This is a genomic window from Streptomyces sp. Root431, from assembly GCF_001426585.1.
GTDB classification, from domain to species: Bacteria; Actinomycetota; Actinomycetes; order Streptomycetales; family Streptomycetaceae; genus Streptomyces; species Streptomyces stackebrandtii.
On the sequence record NZ_LMEI01000011.1, the window covers coordinates 233,839 to 252,276 of the forward strand.

The window sequence follows — 18,438 nt, forward strand, 5'->3', positions numbered from 1 at the left end:
CCTCAGGCGGTGTCGTCCCTGTCGGGCTGACGGACGGCCCGGATGACCACGAACTTCGGGTCGCTCGCGACGAGTTCGCTGTTCCCGAAGATTCGGCGGAGGGTCACGTGGTAGCCGAGGTGGCGGTTGCCGACGACCCACAGTTCGCCGCCCGGCCGCAGCGCGCGCCGCGCTTCCGCGAACATGCGGCGGGCCGTGCGGTCGGTGGTGGCCTGGTGGCTGTGGAACGGCGGGTTGTTGAGGACGAGGTCGACCGAGCCGGCCGGCAGGTCCGAGAGCCCGTCACCGACGAGGAACTCGGCCTTGCGGTGGTCGCCCACGTGCGTGCGGAAGTTCTCCTCGGCCGAGGCGACCGCCTGGTACGACTCGTCGGTGAAGACCAGCTCCGCGTCGGGCTCGTGGAGGGCGATGGCGAGGCCGACCACGCCGTTGCCGCAGCCGAGGTCGGCGACCCTGGCCCGGCCGAGGTCACCGGGGAGGTTCGCGAGCAGGAAGCGGGTGCCGATGTCGAGGCGGTCGGCGCAGAAGACCCCGGCGTGGTTGGTGACCGTCAGGCCGGGGAGGCCGGGCGCGGGGGTGTCCGCCGGGAGGTCGTACCGGTGCGGCCAGGGGTTCGGACGCGGGGCGAGGCCCGGCTCGGGCGTGGTGTGGATCAGCCGGGCCTTCTTCACCGCGAGCGAGGTGCGGGTCGTCCCCAGGATCCGCTCGAAGAGGCGGAGGGTCGAGGTGTGGATGTCCTTGACCATGCCGGTGCCGACGACCACGGTGCCCTCGTGCACGGCGGGTGCCAGCCGGTGCAGCTGGTCCTCCAGGAGCGCGAGGCTCTTGGGGACGCGGACGAGGAGGACGTCGATCCGCTCGGGCGGCGGGTCCTGGGTGGTCAGCAGCCGGACGGCGTCCGGGGCCGCGCCGGCGCGCGCGAGGTTGGTCCGCGTGGCCTGCCGGCCGAGGTAGGAGTCGGAGATCTGGACGAGCTCGCCGGGACCGGCGGCCTGGAGTGCGGTGACGAGGGCTCCCCAGCGGTCGCCGAGGACGGCGACGGTGCCGGACAGGTCGGTACCGCTCTCGGCCAGGTGGCCCAGGAGGTACTCGTCGGACGCGTCCCAGGCCCGCAGCTGATCGCGCGGGTCCTCGGGGTGGCGGGTGAGCGTGAAGGCGCCCCATGACGTGGTCAAACGGTTCATCGTGCTCTCAGGCTAGCCGGTCGCGGCCTTCCGCTCCCCCTCCGCGTGCCCGGGTCGCCCGGGGGATGTGCGGCGACCTGGGCCTGGACGGCTTCGGACGGTCCCGGCCTGCGCCGGTCGGTCAGCGCAGGGCCGCGTCGAGCTGGAGGTGCCAGAGGCCGGGGCGGCCGGTGAGCGTGACGGTGGAGAGCGGGCGCACGTCGACGTTCCAGTACGTCGCGGGCGGCGCCTTCAGGGCGTACACGAGGGCGGCCCGTACGACCGAGGGCTCGGCGACGGCGACGATGGAGCAGTCCTCGGCGGGGCGGGTGTCGAGCCAGCTCCCTATCCGGGTGATGAAGGCGAGGAGCGGTTCGCCGCCGTGCGGGGCGGTGCGGGCGTCGGTGAGCCAGGCGTCGACGGCGGCCGGTTCGAGGGCGGCGACCTCGGCGAGGGTGAGCCCGCGCCAGCGGCCCATGTCGCACTCGCGGAGCGCGGGCTGGGCGAGGGGCGCGTAGCCGAGGGCGGTGCCGGTGGCGCGGCTGCGCGGGGTCGGGGAGCAGTAGCGGAGTTCGGCCGCGCCGAGCGGGATGAGTGCGGGCGCGGCGACCTGCACCTCGTACCAGCCGGCCTCGTCGAGCGGCCGGTCGTCGTCGAAGCGTTCGGCGAGCAGGGAGGAGCTGCGTGCCGCCGCGACGAGCGTGACCCGAAGACTCATGGCCGCGATCGTGAGGCCGGTGGCCGCCCAGGTCAAGGGGTCATTTCCCGGGACCTGGGGGGCGGCGGGTCACTGCTGCCCGAGAGCCATCCACTTGTCCGGATTCTGCAGTGGCGTGAAACCGACCTTCTTGTACACGCCGTGCGCGTCGGCGGTGGCGAGCAGGATGCGGCGCAGTCCGTGCGGTGCGAGGTGGTCGCGGACGGTCTCGACGAGCGCGGTGCCGAGGCCGGTGCCGCGGGCCTGCGGGTCGACATAGACGTCGCAGAGCCAGGCGAAGGTGGCGTAGTCGGTGATGACGCGCGCGTACGCGGCCATCTCGCCGGTCTCACCGTGGTACGCGCCGAAGTTGAGCGAGCCCGCGATGGCCGCGTCCTGCTTCTCCCGAGGTCGGCCGAGGGCCCAGTAGGCGTCCGTGGAGAGCCAGTGGTGGACGCGGGCCGCGTCGATCCGGGCGGGATCGGCTGAGATCTCGTACGCCCCGTGCATGACGGTGTCACCGGAGGGGGCGGAGGTGGCGCTGGGGTTCATGGCCGCAGGGTTCCAGGGGGCCGGGGACTTTGTCAGGCGAATTTGCCGCGCGCGGTGATCGCGGTGCGGCCCGGTCCGGGCCCTCGCCCGGACCGGCCGCGGCTCAGGCGGTGAGTTCGTCGACCGCCGCCCGCAGTCGGCGCACTCCCTCGACGATCTCGACGGGGCCCGCCACACCCGCGAAACTCAGCCGGATGTGCCCGGCGGGGGGTTCGGCGCAGAAGTAGGGGCGGCCGGGGGCGGCGGCGACGCCGGTGCGCAGGGCGGTGGCGAGGAGTGAGGCCTCGGGCAGGGCGTCGGGGAGGCGGAGCCAGAGGTGGTAGCCGCCGGAGGGGACGTGCGGCAGGGCGAAGTCGGGGAGGTGGAGGGCGACGGCGGTCGTCATGACCTCCCGGCGGCTCCTGAGCTCCTGGGAGACGGCCCGGAGGTGGCGGTGCCAGGCCGGGGCGCCGACGAGTTCGAGTGCGGCCTCCTGGAGGGGCCGGGGGACGAAGAAGCTGTCGACGACCTGGATGGCGCGCAGGCGTTCCAGGACGGGGCCGCGGGCGGCGAGGGCGCCGACGCGGAGGTTGGGCGAGGTGGGCTTGGTGAGCGAGCAGACGTGGACGACGACCCCGTCGGGGTCCTCGGCGGCGAGCGTCGCGGGGAGCGGCCCGGAGTCGTCGTGGACGAGGCGGCGGGCGAAGTCGTCCTCGACGACGAAGGCGCCGGCGGCGCGGGCGATGCGGACGACCTCCCGGCGCCGTTCCGGCGGGAGCGCGGTGCCGGTCGGGTTCTGGAAGAGCGGCTGGCAGACGAAGACCCGGGCCCCGGTGGCGCGGAAGGCGGCTTCGAGGAGTTCGGGGCGGACCCCGTCGGCGTCGCCCGGTACGGGGACGGGGCGGAGCCCGGCGGCGCGGGCGACGGCGAGCATGCCGGGGTAGGTGGGCGACTCGACGAGCACGGGGGTGCCGGGCGGGGCGAGGGCGCGCAGGGCGGTGGTGATGGCGGACTGGCCGCCCGCGGTGATCAGCACCTCGGCGGCGGTGATGCTGCCGCCGATCTCGCGGGCGAACCACTCGCGCAGCTCGGGCAGCCCGTCCGTGGGCGGCCTGCCCCAGGCTCCGGGGCGGCGGCCGGCGCGGGCGAGGGCGGCGGCGAGGGCGCGCTCGGGCTGGAGCGAGTGGTGGAGGTAGCCGCCGTTGAACTCGATCACTCCCGGCGGCGGCGCGGCGAGGGTGACGAGGACGCCGGAGGCGTCGACGGCCCGGGGGACGAGCTCGGTGGCGGTGTCGGCACTGAGCGCGAGCTCCTGCCAGGAGGTGTCCCCCGCGAGGGGGGTGGCGCGCGGCTCGGCACGGAAGGCGCCGGAGCCGGGGCGGGTGACGACGAGGCCTTCGGCGGCGAGCTGGGCGAGGGCTCGGGTGACGGTGACCGGGGAGACGCGGTAGCGCTCGACGAGCGCTCGACTCGACGGCAGCTTTCCACCTGGTGAGTAGCGGTTGAGCTCCGCCTTCAGGGATTCCGCCAGTTCCGCGACACTGCTACGCTCATGCATGAGAGCACAGGATAGCGCTACTGCCACCACCACGATAGCGGTCACCGCCACCGAGGGAAGCACTTCCGGCCGGACGGCGACCACCGGTCGAACCGCGACCACCGGTCCGACCGCGGCCACCGGCCCGACCGTGACCGGCGGCCGGAGCGCCCCCGCCCCCCGGACCCGCGGCACCCTGCTCGCCCTCCTCGGCGTGGTCTCCTTCTCGCTGACCTTCCCGTCGACCGTCTGGGGCCTGGAGAGCTTCGGCCCCTGGTCGCTGGTGGCCGTGCGCTCCACGCTCGCCGCGCTCATCGCCGGCGCCTTCCTCCTCGCCGGCCGGGTGCCGCTGCCGGAGCGCCGCCACTGGGGCGGCCTGGCCGTCGTCGCCGGCGGTGTCGTGATCGGCTTCCCGCTCCTCACCACGCTGGCCCTGCAGACCTCCACCACCTCGCACGCCGCCGTCGTCGTGGGCCTGCTGCCGCTCACCACCGCGACGCTCGCCGCGATCCGGACCGGGCGGCGCCCGTCCCGTACCTTCTGGTTCGCCGCGGTCTCCGGAGCCGTCGTGGTGATCGCCTTCACGATCCAGCAGAGCGGCGGCGCCCTGTCCAAGGGCGACCTGTACCTCTTCGGGGCGCTGCTCGTGTGCGCCGCCGGCTACACGGAGGGCGGCCGGCTCGCGTCGCTCATGCCGGGCTGGCAGGTCATCGGCTGGGCCCTGGTCCTGTGCCTGCCGCTGATGGCGGTCGCCTCTGCGGTCACGCTGTCGATCGAGCCGGTCCACCTCAACGCCCACGGCATCATCGGCCTGGTCTGGGTGGCCGCCGGCTCGACCTTCTTCGGCCTGTACGTCTGGTACCGGGGCATGGCGGAGATCGGCATCCCCAAGGCCAGCCAGCTCCAGCTCGCCCAGCCGCTGCTCACCCTGTTCTGGTCGGTCTTCCTGCTCGGCGAGACCCTGCCGCTGGCCGCTCCGCTCGCCGCCGTCGGGGTGCTCGTCTGCATCGCGGTCACCCAGCGGGCGAAGAGCTGACGCGGAAGTACCGGCGCGGGAGGGCCGACCCGGAAGGGCCGACGCGACGGATCGGGGTGACCCGGAAGGGCCGACGCGACGGATCGGGGTGACCCGAGTCACAATGGCAGACAGAGGCCCGAGTAGGACTGGCGCGTTCGCGAGGAGGGCATCCCGATGCAGGCGAGTGTGGGCGACAAACTGCTGGTGCACGGCCGCACCGTCGGTCACCACGACCGTACGGCCGAGGTTCTGCAGGTGCTGGGGGAGAACGGCACTCCCCCGTACCGCGTGAAATTCGACGACGACGGTCACGAGGCCCTGATGTCGCCGGGCCCCGACACCGTCGTACGCCACCGCCCGGAGGCCGGAGCGCTCTGAGTCGAGCGCTAGCTCCTCCCCTTCGGCGGACGGACCCTGGTCGGGTAGTGATCGGCCACCACGGTGGCCATCGCCCCGATCCGGTCCTCGGCGACCTCCTTCGCCGCGAAGAAGCAGTGCCCGCCGACCGACGGGTGGCGGGCGGCGAGCTCCAGGTGGCGTGAGAGCTCCTTCGGGTCCTGCCAGGCCGCGGGCTGGGCGGGGTCGCCCGCCTTGTAGAGCGCCTCGCCGACGTACAGGCCGACGCCCGTCCCCCGTACGACCTCGTCCCACCACGGCAGCAGCTTCGCGTAGTCGGCGGCGGGCAGGCCGATGTTCCAGTAGAGCTGCGGGACGACGTGGTCGATCCACCCCTCCCGGATCCACTTCCGGGTGTCGGCGTACAGGTCGTCGTAGGTCTGGACGCCGGCGCGGGTGTCCGAGCCCTCCGGATCGGTGGCGATGTTCCGCCACACGCCGAAGGGGCTTATCCCGAAGGCCACGTGCTTCTTGGTCTCCTTGATCCGGGCGGACATCTCGGAGACCAGCAGATCGGTGTTGTTCCGCCGCCAGGACGCCTTGTCGGGGAAGTCCCCGCCGTACCGCGCGTACGCCTCGTCGTCGGCGAAGACCTGCCCGGCCACCGGGTACGGGTAGAAGTAGTCGTCCCAGTGCACGGCGTCGATGTCGTACCGGCGCAGCGCGTCCAGCATCGCGTCCTGGACGAAGCCGCGGACCTCGGGCAGTCCCGGGTTGTAGTACAGCTTCCCGCCGTAGGGCAGCACCCACTCGGGGTGGAGGCGGGCCGGGTGGTCGGCGACGAGCCGGGCCGGATCCGTGTGATTCGCCACTCGGTACGGGTTGAACCAGGCGTGCAGTTCGAGGTCGCGCGCATGGGCCTCCTCGACGGCCGTGCCCAGCGGGTCCCAGCCCGGGTCGCGGCCCTGCGTACCGGTCAGGTACTGCGCCCACGGCTCGTACGGCGAGGGCCACAGGGCGTCGGCGGTCGGCCGGACCTGGAGGACCACCGTGTTGAGGCGGCGCTCGACGGCCGTGTCGAGATGGGCGAGGAGCTCGGCGCGCTGTTCCGCGGCGGTCAGGCCGGACCGGGAGGGCCAGTCGCGGTTGACGACCGTCGCCACCCACATCCCGCGGAACTCGCGCCTGCGGTGCGACCGCTTTCGGCCGGGCTCCGCGACCGGGTCCGCAACCGGGGTCGCAGCCGCCACCGCCGTCTCCCCCGTCACGTCCGATGTCGCTCCCGTCACCGCGAGCGCCGCCCCGGCGGCACCCGCCACGAACCCTCTTCTGCCGATAGGCCGCACTTGTACCCCTCTTCTGTCGGATACGTCACACGCACCCGGACAGCATGCCCGGCCCGGACGATCGATCATCGGTTAATGAGCGGTAACGTCGTGGGGGTCGAGGCGGACGCACCGGAATCACACGGGGCCCGCCGCAGTGAAGAGCGAAAGGCACGAGGTGACGGACTCCATGGCCGACATTGAGCGCGTCGGAGTGGTGGGTTGCGGCCAGATGGGCGCGGGCATCGCGGAGGTGTGTGCCCGGAGCGGCCTTGAGGTGAAGGTCGCCGAGACCACCGGCGAGGCGCTGGAGCTCGGCCGCACACGGCTCTACAACTCGCTGTCGAAGGCCGCCGAACGCGGCAAGATCAGCGAGGAGGAGCGGGACGCGACGCTCGCCCGCCTCAGCTTCACCACCGACCTGGGCGAGTTCGCCGACCGCGACCTCGTGATCGAGGCGGTCGTGGAGAACGAGCAGGTCAAGACCGAGATCTTCCAGGTGCTCGACCAGGTGATGACCCGGCCGGACGCCATCCTGGCCTCGAACACCTCCTCCATCCCGCTCGTCAAGCTGGCCGTGGCGACCTCCCGCCCCGACCAGGTCATCGGCATCCACTTCTTCAACCCGGCCCCGGTGCAGAAGCTCGTCGAGCTGATCCCGGCCCTCACCACCTCCGAGGGCACGATCAGCCGGGCGCAGGCCTTCGCCGAGAAGGCGCTCGGCAAGCACGCGATCCGCGCGCAGGACCGCTCCGGCTTCGTCGTCAACGCCCTGCTGGTGCCGTACCTGCTCTCCGCGATCCGGATGTTCGAGTCGGGCATCGCCAGCCGCGACGACATCGACAACGGCATGGAGTTCGGCTGCGCCCACCCGATGGGCCCGCTGAAGCTCTCCGACCTCATCGGTCTGGACACGATCGCCTCGATCGCCGACTCGATGTACGCCGAGTTCAAGGAGCCGCTGTACGCCGCTCCCCCGCTGCTCCAGCGCATGGTGGACGCGGGCCGCCTCGGCCGGAAGACGGGCTCGGGCTTCTACCCGTACTCCTGATCCACCCGTGGTCCTACCTCCCCCGTAGGCCCACCTCCCCGAAACACCGGACGGCCCGCACTCACGCACAGGTACGGGCCGTCCGGCATGTCACCGCGCCGTTCCTTCCCCGGGCCTCAGCCGAGCCGCAGGTGGTGGAGCATGAGCAGCCCGGCGGCCATGTTGGCGGCCGGGATCTCGCCGCGGGCGATCATGTCGGGGACCTGTTTGAGCGGGATCCAGGCCCGCCGTGAGGACTCGAAGGCGTCTTCGGGCGGGCCGGTGTACGTGGCCCGCTCCGCCCAGTAGAGGTGGTGGCGGGCGTCGGTGAGGCCGTTCGACGGCTCGACGGTGAGGAGATGGCGCAGCGGCCCCGGCCGCCAGCCGGTCTCCTCCTCCATCTCGCGCGCGGCGGCGGTCTCGACGTCCTCCCCGTCCTCGACGACGCCGGCGGCCAGCTCCCAGCCCCAGCTGTCGGTGATGAAACGGTGGCGCCAGAGCATCAGGACTTCGTCGGCCTCGTTGACGGCGGTCGCGACGGCGACCGGGCGAAGCCGGATCAGATAGTGGTCGAGGTGGCGGCCGTCCGGGAGTTCGACGTCCGCGAGGTTCACTTGGAACCAGCGATTCTCATAGACAGAGCGTTCGCTCAGTTTCGTCCACTGCACGTTCTTGCCACCTTCCGACTGGTCGGTGCTTGTTTGGTGGCAATATCGCAGCAGTTGACGGTCTACAGGGGAACGCGCAGGGCCCCGTCGATGAGAGCCGCCGCCTCCCGGGCGTCGACTCCGCCGCTCGCGAGGAGATGTTCCCGCACCTGACGCAGCCGGTCCCGCAGCCGCCGCGACTCCATCCCCCGCGCCCGCTCGGTCATCTCCACCGCCGTGCGCGCCGCCCCGTCGGCCTCGCCCTGCCGCAGCTCGATCTGGCACAGCATGGCCAGCCGGTGCACGCGGCCCCGGTCGTGCGAGGGCGTCCTGACCGCCGCCGCGGCGTGCTCGCGGGCCGCCGGGAGATCACCCAGACTGAGCAGGGCCTCCGCGACCTGCACGTTGACGAGCCCCGGCTGGACGTACCCCGTCTCGGCCGGCTCCGTTCCCGGGCTGATCCGCTCCGCCTCCGCCTCCGCCCGCCGGATACAGGCCAGCGCGGCCACCCCGTCGCCCAGATGCGCGTACGCCTTCGCCTGCATCGCCGTCAGATCGGCGGCGAGCGCCGGGGTGATCTGCCGGCCCGCGGTCCGCAGCGCCGCCTCCGCGAAGGCCACCGCCTGCCGGTACTCCCCCATGAACAGCGACTGGTTGACCAGGAGCGCGATCACGTACGCGCCGAGCCCCCGGTCCCCACTGGCCTTCGCGAGCCGCAGCGCCTGGTGGAAATAGCGCTGGGCCAGACCGTGCGCGTCCGCGTCGTAGGCGCAGATTCCGGCCACCGCCACCAGGCCGCCGGTGGCCCGGTGCAGCCGCCGGCCGACCGCGTCGCTGTACGCGCCGCGGAGCAGCGGCGCGGTCTCGGTGGTGAGGAAGCCGACGATCCGGGCCCGCGTCGCGATGCCCCCGGCCTTGCGGTACATCTGCTCGTAGTGGGAACGGGCGGCGCTCAGCACGGCGATGTCGGCCGCGGACACCGTGGTCCCCCGGCCCTCGCGCGAGACGTCCACGTCCTCCGGCGGGTTCTCCCACTCCCACACCGGCATCACCGCGGGCGTACCCGTCACGGCCTGCGCTCCGACTATGTGCGGGCGCTGCTGCTGGTCGGAGCGCCACAGGGCCGCCGCGCGCTCGACGAAGCCGGAGAGCGGCGTGCCGAAGGCGGGCGGCGGTCCGCCCGGCACCCCGAGGCCGATGTCGTCCAGGGTCACCTGCCGGTGCAGCCGGGCGGCGAGCACCTCGCAGATCAGGTCGGGCACCTGGCCGCGCGGCCGCTGGCCCTTCAACCAGCGGGCCACGGCGGTGTGTTCGTAGCGCAGGGGGATTCCCCTGGCCCGGCCGGCCCGGTTCACGCGGGCGGCGAGGCCCGCGTGGGAGACGCCCGCTTCGTCGAGCAGGGCGTCGAGCAGGGTGTTGGGCTGCATGCCCCCTCCGGTCCCTCGGTGAACTCAGCCTAGGGGGTGCCGGACCCGGCCCGTGGCCGATTCTCTACGGGTGATTTCGCACGGGGTGTGAACGAAGTACCCGTTCTTCCGGTCCGCGTACTCTGCCGGGCCCGGGCCCGCGCCGGTTGACTGTGCTTCTCGCCGCAAGGCGACGACCGGGCCGCCGGCTCCCCCCTCATACAGTGCGGCCGCCCGGTCCGCGTCGCCCGCCCCGCTGATCTGCCCGACACTCCGTGGCGGGGCGGGCGACGCCGGCGCCGGCCCCTCTTCTCAACAGTGGGAGGAGGGGGCGGGCCGGGGGCGGCGCAGCCCGGGTTCGGCGGGCTGCGCCGGCACCCGGACACGGTCGTTGCGGACGACGAGGAGCGCGATGTCGTCCGCGAGCCGGCCGCCCGTGTGATCGAGGATCGCCGTGTGGACCCGGCGGACCACGGTCGCGGGCGGCTCCCCTGCCACCGCGGTCAGGGCGTCGTCAAGGGCGAAGAACCGGCCACGGTGGTCCCGGGCCTCCTCCGCGCCGTCGGTGTACAGGACCATCGTCTCGCCGGGGAGCAGCCGGGAACCGGCGTACGGAGCGAGCACGGCGGGCAGCGGAAGGACCCCGAGCGGCGGAAGCGGGTCGCCGAGCGGCAGCCGCTCCACCCGCCGTCCGATGCGGTACGGGCCGGGGTGACCGCAGTTGAAGGCGGAGAGCCGCCCGTCGGCCGCGACCTCCAGGAGCAGCAGCGTCACGAACTCCTCGGCCACCGGATGCTCCGGATCCACCCCGCTCCGCGCCGGGTGCTCGTCGCGCGCCCGCTCCCGCAGGTGCCGTTCGAGGGCCCGCTCCAACCGCCGCAGTACGCCGCCGAGTTCGGCTTCGTCGTGGGCGGCCTCACGGAAGCTCCCCAGAACGGCGACCACGGCGCCGAGCGCGGCGAGCCCGTGCCCCCGCACGTCCCCGACGACGATCCGCACGCCGTACGGGGTGGCCACCGCCTCGTACAGGTCCCCGCCGACGGACGCCCCCCGCGAGGCCGACAACTGCCCGGCGGCAAGCGCCAGTCCGTCGAGCCGGGCCGGAGGAGGACGGAGCAGCACCTGCTGGGTGGCGTCGGCGACGGCCCGCACCCGGGCCAACTCCCGCGCGAGGCCTCGCCGGACACCGAGGAGCAGCCCGGTGCCGACGGTGAGGAAGACGACGCTGGTGGCGATCCGCATGGGAAGCCCCGGCTGCCGGGCCAGCGGACAGCCGAACTTCCACACCACGGCCACCGCGCCCCAGGCGGTGGGAAGAGCGAGCGGGGCCAGCCGGCGGAGCCGGGAGCCAGCCGAGACCAACGACCTGGAACGGATCATGCACGGCCCTTCCCGAGCCCCGACAGCGCCCGAAGGCCCTGCGGCCCACAGGTCCGCCCCTGCGGCCGCGTCGATTCTGCCGACCGTACGGGCCACGGGGGAACACCCCCCGGCGATCTCACCCGAAGGAGTGAGCACCCCCGGCGCGCTGCCTTTCGCCAGGGCTCCGCCACGCGCACGGGTGCCCGAACCACGAGCAGGCGACCGATCCCGGCGGGGAGACAGGGACATTCCGTCGGGCTGCGCACCCCGAGGGCGCGATCAGGTCCAGGACGTGCGCTCCCGGAAGAGCGCGGTGATCGAGCCGACGGCCTCGGCGACGAAATCGCCCTGGACCACCTCCGGTACCGGTACCCGGGGATCGATGTGCGCGAGCGTGCGGCGGAAGGCCAGCTCCGCCTTCGCGATCCTGTCCGTCTCCGTGTCGTCGTGCTCGTACTCGACCCAGCGCCGGCTGATGATCTCCGCCACGCCCGGAACGTTCAGCGCCAAGTTGTGGGCGAGCGTGTCGGCGTAGTCCGTCTTCCACTCGTACGCGGTGGAGTTGAAGATCAGATTCGCGGTCCACCAGTACCAGAAGACCGCCATCTCGGCGTACCGCTCATGTTCGGCGACGTGCTCGTACTCGAAGATCTCACCGGGCCCGACGGTGAAGTGGGTCGCCTCCAGGACGAGCTCCAGAGTGGCCATCAACGCCTGCTCGTTCTCCACCACTCGCGCGTAACGTGCCTCGCCGTCCGGAGAAGGCGACTCCTGACCGGTCATGTGGCTCCTCCGCAGATCACCGTGCAGATCCGACTGCTGGTCAGCGCGATCTCCTGTCCTCGGGCGTTGAGGTTCAGTTCGCGCCCCTTCTCCCCGCCGATCACTTCGATCGCACGCTGCTTCCAGCCGTCCACGAACCAGACGTCGTCCGCGTGTGCGGCGATTCCGCCGAGCATCGGCCGACGCGTGCGGACCACCTTGCTGACGACACGTGCTCCCCGGTCCACGCGCACGAGCGCACCCTGCATGTCGTAGATCCAGATGGCCTCCGACGTGGCGACCGGACGGCCGAACGGCACGGCGTGCAGGTCGAACGATTCGGCGACCGTGTTCATCAGGGGATCGATCCGGGACAGGGTCTGGCTCTTCGGACTGAGCACCCACACATCGCCGTCGACGGCGATCATCCCCATAGGCTGCTCGGGCACCGATACGACGGCTTCGACCCGTCCGGTCCCACAGTCCACGCGCAGCACGGTCGACGACCTCTCGGCCGCCACCCACAACACTCCTGCCTCGCCCTCGACGACATCGCCGAGGCCCGGCTCCAGCAGGTGCCGACCGACGATGGCGCCAGGAGCACCGTCGGCGCCGGGGTCGATCCGTACCAGTGAGTCGTCGGTCGTCACCCATACGGTGTCCGGCCCGGCGCGGACGGCATGGATCCGCTCACCGACATCCATCATGCGCACTTGCCATGTACCGAGGTCGACGCGGGCAAGCTCTCCCGTCGGACCACCGCCGCCCCATACGGTCTCGTCGCTGACGTCCAGTCCGAGCTGGTTCGACTGCTCGAAACGCGGCGGCAGACGGAACGCACGCTCCAGCTCAAGCGTGCCCCGGGCGTGGACGACGAGAATGGCTGCGGCCTCGCGGGCCGCGTCGCCCCCCGGCAGCAGGATCGACAGGACGAGCACGGCCGCGAAGAACACGAGGACGGCGGCCGCCTCCCCACCGTGGCGGACGACGGGGATCCACGCGAGGAGCGGTACGCACATGGCCAGCCGCACACTCCAAGGAACACGCGGATCGGCGGGTCGGCGCGTCACCAAGGCACGACGGGCCCGATCGTCCCAGGCCCACCACGTCGGCAGCAGGACGAGCATGGAGACGGCGGTCACGACCACGGCGGCGACGACGGCGCCGAGCACCCGACCCGCCAGATCGTCCCTGGCGAAATCCTGTACGGCGCGCTGGGCCGAGTCGGAGACGACGCCCGGCACGCGTGCCGCGAGGTCGCCGGTGTTCCGGGCCAGGTAGACCAGCGCTTCCACACCCAAGACGAACGGCACTCCGGCCAGCACGATGCCCAGGATCCACCGTGCGAAGGTGAGGATGTCCGTTCTGCTCCGCCGCGCTTGCTCGGCGGAGGCCGTGATCTTCCGGTCCGCCTCGGTGAGCCGTGCGTACTCCGTCCAGCCGGCCTCCCGCGCCAGTTCGGCGCTGACTCTCGACACGAACTCCTCGGTGTTCTGCCAGTACGTCGTGTGGTCGGAGAAGCTCGACCCGCGGTTGTGTACGGGCTGGGAGATCAAGCCCCGGCGGGGAGGACGTGCCAGCGACCCCTCGGGGACGGGATCCGCCGTGGCGAAGAGATCGATCCAGCGCAGGGACTCGCCGAGTTCGGGCAGCCCCAGCTGCGCGCCGGGACGTTCCGGGTCCGGCGGGCGGAGCTTCTCGGAGAGCCGGCCGAGGGCGAGGGCCACCACGACGGGAGCGATGGCGAACACGGCCCGGTCCGCGTACCAGAGAGCGACACCGCCGGCCAGCGAGAGGACCGCGAGAAGACGCGTACCGAAGCTGAGGCCCGCTCGGTCCAGGTCGAGGCCGCGGATGGCGGAGAGCTTGGCGATTCCCGCGCCGTAGGTGACGAACAAGGACACGTTCTCGGGCCGCGATCTGCGCAGCGCGGCATGCGCGATGGCAGCGCCCTGGGAATGCGCGACCACGGCCACGCGCTCGCATCTCCCCGCGAGCCATTCGACGTCCGACTGGACGCGGCTGACCATCGCATCGAAGACGAGCGGCTGGTCGGTCAGCGCGAAGCTGTCCCCGATCGACTCCGAGAGCAGGAGCTGGATCCGCTGGACGATCCCGCGCAGGGCGGGCACGACGCTGAGCACCACCAGCAGGGCGATGGCCACCTGGGCGACCAGGCCCACGACGAAGGAGAGCGTGTAGGCGGCGATCCGGCGCAGCGGGGGCAGTATGTACGAAAGGCACCACGCCAGGAACGTGAAGACGTCCTGCATCGTGTTGTCCTGGGGGACGTACTTCGCGACGAAGTCGCGCGCCTCCCGCCGTTCCTGCGCGAGGCTCTTCGGCGGCGAACCGACGAACCTCAGCTTGAAGTGCCGCTGCACCAGCCACGGCCCGGCCATGAGCGACCATCTCGCGAGCGTGCGGAACGACGGTGTGGGGAAGTCCTCGGCCCACCATGACTCCGCCAGGAGCCACGACCGCGAGGTGTGCGTGTCTCCGGTCCGCCCCTCGACCGTCAGCAGGGTGCTGGCGCGTGCGCCTTCGTCGCCGCGCCGCAGGAGCGTGCCCGACAGCGTGACGTCGAAGTCCTCGACGCCTCCCGACGACCGGGAGCCGGCCAGCCATTCCTTCAGCCAGAGGCGCAGCGGCTCGCCGCACTGCAGCAGTGTGTCGCCGCGTTTCTGGGAGCCGATTCCGTGGACGAAGAGGACGCCCAGTTCCGGCGGCGCTTCGGCTGCGTCCTGGATTTCCGCTTGGTGGTCCGGAGGATCATTGCCCACCAGCGGACGATCTCATGAGGGCCTCTCGCCGCCGGGTGACACGTCGCACGGGTGCCCGAGGTCCGCCTGATCGGAGTCCGGCTCCCGGTACGGCGGAGGGCCGCCCCGGTACGTGCCCGGGGCGGCCCTCCGTGTCGTGCTCGTGCGTGTCAGGCGCCGCGCAGGACGGCTCCCGTGCGCTCGGACGCCAGGGCGACGGCCGCATCGCGGGCCGCGCTGGCCTCGTCGACGGTGAGGGTGCGGTCCGTGGCGCGGAACTTCAGGGCGTACGCCAGGGACTTGGTGCCCTCGTCGAGCTGGTCACCGGTGTAGACGTCGAACAGGCGGATGGACTCCAGGAGTTCACCTGCGCCCTCGCGGAGGGCGGTCTCGACCTCGGCGGACGGGACCTCCGTGGCGACGACCAGGGCGACGTCCTGGGTGGCCACCGGGAAGGAGGAGATCCGGGGGGCCTTCAGGGGGCCCTCGTTCGCCTTCTCCAGGAGGTCCAGGTCGATCTCCATGGCGCAGCTGCGGGCCGGGAGGCCGAAGGCCTTCACGACGCGCGGGTGGAGCTCGCCGGCGTGACCGACGAGGACCTTCTCGCCGTCGACCTCGACGTGGAAGGCCGCGCAGCGGCCCGGGTGCCAGGGAGCGTGCTGGTCGGCGCTGATGATCAGCTCGACCCCGGCCTCGGCGGCCACGGTCCGGCCGGCCTCGACCGCGTCCGCCCAGTCGGACGGACGGCCCTTGCCCCACCAGCCGGCCTGCTCGCGCGCACCGGCGAGGACGACCGCGGCGCGGCGCGGCTGCAGGGGCAGCGCGGCGTTGACCTCGGCGACCTCCTCGTCGGTGGGGCGACGGTCGACGGGGAGCCGGACGGCGACGCCGGGCGCGCCCTCGAGCCGGAAGACGAGCCCGGTCTCGAAGAGCGCCAAGTCGTGGCTGCCCCGGCTGTCGTTGCGGCGGAGCGCACCGAGCAGGCCCGGGAGCAGCGTCGTACGGAGCGCGGGCTCCTCGTCCGAGAGCGGGTTGACCAGGGTCACGAGCCGGCGACGGGCGTCGTCCGCGTCGAGACCGAGGTTGTCGAGGGCCTGCTCGCCGATGAACGGGTAGTTCAGGGCCTCGACGTAACCGGCGCCGGCCAGGGCGCGGCCCACGCGGCGGTGGGTGCGCTGGCGCTCGGTGAGCCCGCGGCCGGCCGGGGGCTTCGGCAGCGTGGAGGGCAGGTTCTCGTAGCCCTCCAGGCGGATGACCTCTTCGGCGAGGTCGTTCGGCTCGTTGAGGTCGGGGCGCCACGAGGGCACGGTGACGACGAGCTCGTCCTGGCCGTAGACGTCGCAGCCGACCTCCTGGAGGCGGCGGACGACGGTCTCACGGCCGTAGTCAACGCCCGCGACCTTGTCCGGGTGGTTCGCCGGCAGGGCGATCGTGCGCGGCGCGGACGGGGCGCTGATCTCGGTGACGCCGGCCTCTGCCGTACCGCCCGCGAGCAGCACGAGGAGGTCGACGGTGCGCTGCGCGGCAGCGGCGGCGGCCTGCGGGTCGACGCCGCGCTCGAAGCGCTTGGACGCCTCGGAGGACAGCTTGTGGCGGCGGGCCGTGCGCGCGATCGAGATCGCGTCGAAGTGCGCGGCCTCGATGACGACCTCGGAGGTGCCGGTGACGAAGCCGGTCTCCGCGTCGGTCACCGGGTCGGCGATCTCCGTGTTGGCGCCGCCCATGACGCCGGCGATGCCGATCGGACCGCGGTTGTCGGTGATGACCAGGTCCGCCGCGTCCAGGACGCGGACGGTGCCGTCGAGGGTGGTGATCTTCTCGCCGGCCTCGGCGCGGCGCACCCCGATGGGGCCGTCGAGACGGCTCCGGTCGTAGGCGTGCAGCGGCTGGCCGAGCTCCAGCATGACGTAGTTGGTGACGTCCACGGCCAGCGAGATCGGGCGCATGCCGGCCTTCTGCAGGCGGCGCTGCAGCCAGATCGGGGAGCGCGCCTCGGGCGCGAGGCCGACGACGGTGCGCGCGGTGAAGCGGTCGCAGCCGATCGGGTCGGAGACCTGGACCGGGTAGCCGTACGCGTTCGGCGCGGGCACGTCGAGGAGCGCCGGGTCGCGCAGCGGCAGGCCGTACGCGGTGGCGGTCTCGCGGGCGACGCCGCGCATCGAGAGGCAGTAGCCGCGGTCCGGGGTGACGGCGATGTCGAGGACCTCGTCGTACAGCTCCAGGAGGACGGTGGCGTCGATGCCGATCTCGTACTCCGGCGGGAGCACGATGATGCCGTGCGTGCCGTCGTCGCCCATGCCCAGCTCGTCGCCGGAGCAGATCATGCCGCGGGACACCCGGCCGTACGTCTTGCGCTCGGCGATCCGGAAGTCACCGGGGAGGACGGCGCCGGGCAGGGCCACGACGACCTTGTCGCCGACGGCGAAGTTCCGGGCGCCGCAGATGATCTCCTGGGGCTCGTCGGTGCCGTTGGCCTGGCCGACGTCGACGGTGCAGAAGCGGATGGGCTTTTTGAACTCCGTCAGCTCCTCGATGGTGAGGACCTTGCCGACCACCAGCGGACCGGTCAGGCCGGTGCCGAGCTGCTCGACGGTCTCGACCTCGAGGCCTGCCGAAATGAGTTTGGCCTGGACGTCTCGGCCGGTCTCCGTCGCCGGCAGGTCGACGTACTCCCGCAGCCAAGAAAGCGGGACCCGCATCAGATCTCCATCCCGAACGGTCGGGTGAACCGGACGTCACCCTCGACCATGTCTCGCATGTCGTCGACGTTGTGGCGGAACATCAGCATCCGCTCGATGCCGAACCCGAAGGCGAATCCGCTGTACTTCTCGGGGTCCACACCGCAGGCTACGAGCACCTTCGGGTTGACCATGCCGCAGCCGCCGAGCTCGATCCAGCCCTCGCTGCCGCAGGTGCGGCAGGGGCGCTCCGGGTTGCCGACGGACTCGCCGCGGCAGACGTAGCAGAGCATGTCCATCTCGGCGGACGGCTCGGTGAAGGGGAAGAAGTTCGGGCGGAGCCGGGTCTTCATGTCCGGGCCGAAGAGCGCCTGGACCATGTGGTCCAGGGTGCCCTTGAGGTCGGCCATGGTCAGGCCCTCGTCGACGGCGAGCAGCTCGATCTGGTGGAAGACCGGGGTGTGCGTGGCGTCGAGCTCGTCGGTGCGGTAGACGCGGCCGGGGCACACCACGTAGACCGGGGGCTCCCGGTCGAGGAGGGTGCGGGCCTGGACCGGCGAGGTGTGCGTGCGCAGGACGACGCCGGACTCGTCACCCGTGGTGCCCTCGGGGCCCTGGATGAAGAACGTGTCCTGCATCTGGCGCGCCGGGTGGTCCGGGACGAAGTTGAGGGCGTCGAAGTTGAACCACTCCGCCTCGACCTCGGGGCCCTCGGCGACCTCGTACCCCATGGAGACGAAGACGTCCGCGACGCGCTCCATGAGCGTGGTCAGCGGGTGCCGGGCGCCGGCCGGGACACGGTCGTACGGCAGGGTGACGTCGACGGCCTCCTCGACGAGGACGCGGGCGTCCCGCTCGGCCTCCAGCTCGGTCTGGCGGGCCGCGAGCGCCTTGGAGACGGCGCCGCGGGCCTGGCCCACGACCTTTCCGGCGGCGGCCTTGGCCTGCGGGGGCAGGGCGCCGATCTCGCGGTTGGCGAGCGCCAGCGGCGAGGTGCCGCCGGTGTGCGCGGTCTTCGCGTGCGCGAGCGCGTCGAGGTCGCCGGCGGCCGCGAAGGCGGCGAGCGCCTCGTCCCGCATGCGCTCGATCTCTTCCGGTTTCAAGGCCTCGACCTCGACCGGGTCGTACGACTTATTCGGTGCCGACATCTCTTCCCGTGCTTCCGTTTGGCTGGCTGGGCGCGG

Annotated in this window: 15 protein-coding genes; 3 read left to right on the top strand and 12 right to left on the bottom strand. The window is 72.4% G+C overall.

What is annotated here, in order from left to right; genetic code table 11:
* Positions 1–2 precede the first annotated feature (2 nt).
* The 4 genes from ASC82_RS20750 to ASC82_RS20765 form a co-directional block, all read right to left on the bottom strand.
* On the bottom strand, positions 3–1,184 hold the full coding sequence (locus tag ASC82_RS20750; protein ID WP_079039389.1) for a methyltransferase: 1,182 nt from the start codon (positions 1,182–1,184) through the stop codon (positions 3–5).
* A gap of 121 nt (positions 1,185–1,305) precedes the next feature.
* Positions 1,306–1,881, bottom strand: a complete 576-nt coding sequence (locus ASC82_RS20755; RefSeq protein ID WP_024760669.1) for a histidine phosphatase family protein — start codon at positions 1,879–1,881, stop codon at positions 1,306–1,308.
* A gap of 69 nt (positions 1,882–1,950) precedes the next feature.
* Positions 1,951–2,412 (bottom strand): GNAT family N-acetyltransferase, encoded by a 462-nt coding sequence (locus tag ASC82_RS20760; RefSeq protein WP_199862578.1) that lies wholly within the window; start codon positions 2,410–2,412, stop codon positions 1,951–1,953.
* 103 nt (positions 2,413–2,515) lie between these two features.
* Positions 2,516–3,949: a PLP-dependent aminotransferase family protein gene (locus tag ASC82_RS20765; protein WP_056650818.1), complete on the bottom strand. Its 1,434-nt coding sequence runs from the start codon at positions 3,947–3,949 to the stop codon at positions 2,516–2,518.
* Between ASC82_RS20765 and ASC82_RS20770 the strand changes: the two genes are divergently transcribed.
* Together ASC82_RS20770 and ASC82_RS20775 are read left to right on the top strand one after the other, a co-directional pair.
* Complete coding sequence (locus ASC82_RS20770) at positions 3,948–4,964, top strand: DMT family transporter (protein ID WP_079039390.1); 1,017 nt, start codon at positions 3,948–3,950, stop codon at positions 4,962–4,964. The two genes, ASC82_RS20765 and ASC82_RS20770, sit on opposite strands and share 2 nt — an antisense overlap.
* A gap of 156 nt (positions 4,965–5,120) precedes the next feature.
* Complete coding sequence (locus ASC82_RS20775) at positions 5,121–5,324, top strand: DUF1918 domain-containing protein (RefSeq protein WP_056650124.1); 204 nt, start codon at positions 5,121–5,123, stop codon at positions 5,322–5,324.
* A gap of 8 nt (positions 5,325–5,332) precedes the next feature.
* Here ASC82_RS20775 and ASC82_RS20780 read toward each other — a convergent pair whose 3' ends face one another.
* Positions 5,333–6,601 carry a family 10 glycosylhydrolase gene (locus ASC82_RS20780; RefSeq protein WP_199862579.1) on the bottom strand — a complete coding sequence of 423 codons (1,269 nt, stop codon included), beginning with the start codon at positions 6,599–6,601 and terminating at the stop codon, positions 5,333–5,335.
* A 196-nt stretch (positions 6,602–6,797) separates the two neighbouring features.
* On the opposite strand from ASC82_RS20780, the gene ASC82_RS20785 reads away from it, so the two are divergent.
* On the top strand, positions 6,798–7,658 hold the full coding sequence (locus tag ASC82_RS20785; RefSeq protein WP_056650824.1) for a 3-hydroxybutyryl-CoA dehydrogenase: 861 nt from the start codon (positions 6,798–6,800) through the stop codon (positions 7,656–7,658).
* Positions 7,659–7,774: 116 nt separating this feature from the next.
* Here ASC82_RS20785 and ASC82_RS20790 read toward each other — a convergent pair whose 3' ends face one another.
* The 7 genes from ASC82_RS20790 to pheS all read right to left on the bottom strand — a co-directional run bounded on the left by ASC82_RS20790 (position 7,775) and on the right by pheS (position 18,402).
* The gene (locus ASC82_RS20790; RefSeq protein WP_024760676.1) at positions 7,775–8,305 is read right to left on the bottom strand and encodes an NUDIX hydrolase; all 531 of its coding nucleotides are present in this window, start codon (positions 8,303–8,305) and stop codon (positions 7,775–7,777) included.
* A 62-nt stretch (positions 8,306–8,367) separates the two neighbouring features.
* Positions 8,368–9,711 (bottom strand): hypothetical protein, encoded by a 1,344-nt coding sequence (locus ASC82_RS20795; RefSeq protein ID WP_056650129.1) that lies wholly within the window; start codon positions 9,709–9,711, stop codon positions 8,368–8,370.
* A gap of 291 nt (positions 9,712–10,002) precedes the next feature.
* The gene (locus tag ASC82_RS20800; protein ID WP_056650131.1) at positions 10,003–11,070 is read right to left on the bottom strand and encodes a PP2C family protein-serine/threonine phosphatase; all 1,068 of its coding nucleotides are present in this window, start codon (positions 11,068–11,070) and stop codon (positions 10,003–10,005) included.
* 261 nt (positions 11,071–11,331) lie between these two features.
* On the bottom strand, positions 11,332–11,835 hold the full coding sequence (locus ASC82_RS20805; RefSeq protein WP_157863486.1) for a hypothetical protein: 504 nt from the start codon (positions 11,833–11,835) through the stop codon (positions 11,332–11,334).
* Positions 11,832–14,597, bottom strand: a complete 2,766-nt coding sequence (locus ASC82_RS20810) for a hypothetical protein (RefSeq protein WP_056650136.1) — start codon at positions 14,595–14,597, stop codon at positions 11,832–11,834. The genes ASC82_RS20805 and ASC82_RS20810 overlap by 4 nt, the downstream gene beginning before the upstream one ends.
* A 149-nt stretch (positions 14,598–14,746) precedes the next feature.
* Positions 14,747–17,275, bottom strand: a complete 2,529-nt coding sequence (gene pheT / locus ASC82_RS20815; protein ID WP_056650139.1) for a phenylalanine--tRNA ligase subunit beta — start codon at positions 17,273–17,275, stop codon at positions 14,747–14,749.
* On the bottom strand, positions 17,275–18,402 hold the full coding sequence (pheS, locus tag ASC82_RS20820; RefSeq protein WP_024760681.1) for a phenylalanine--tRNA ligase subunit alpha: 1,128 nt from the start codon (positions 18,400–18,402) through the stop codon (positions 17,275–17,277). The genes pheT and pheS overlap by 1 nt, the downstream gene beginning before the upstream one ends.
* Positions 18,403–18,438: the final 36 nt, after the last annotated feature.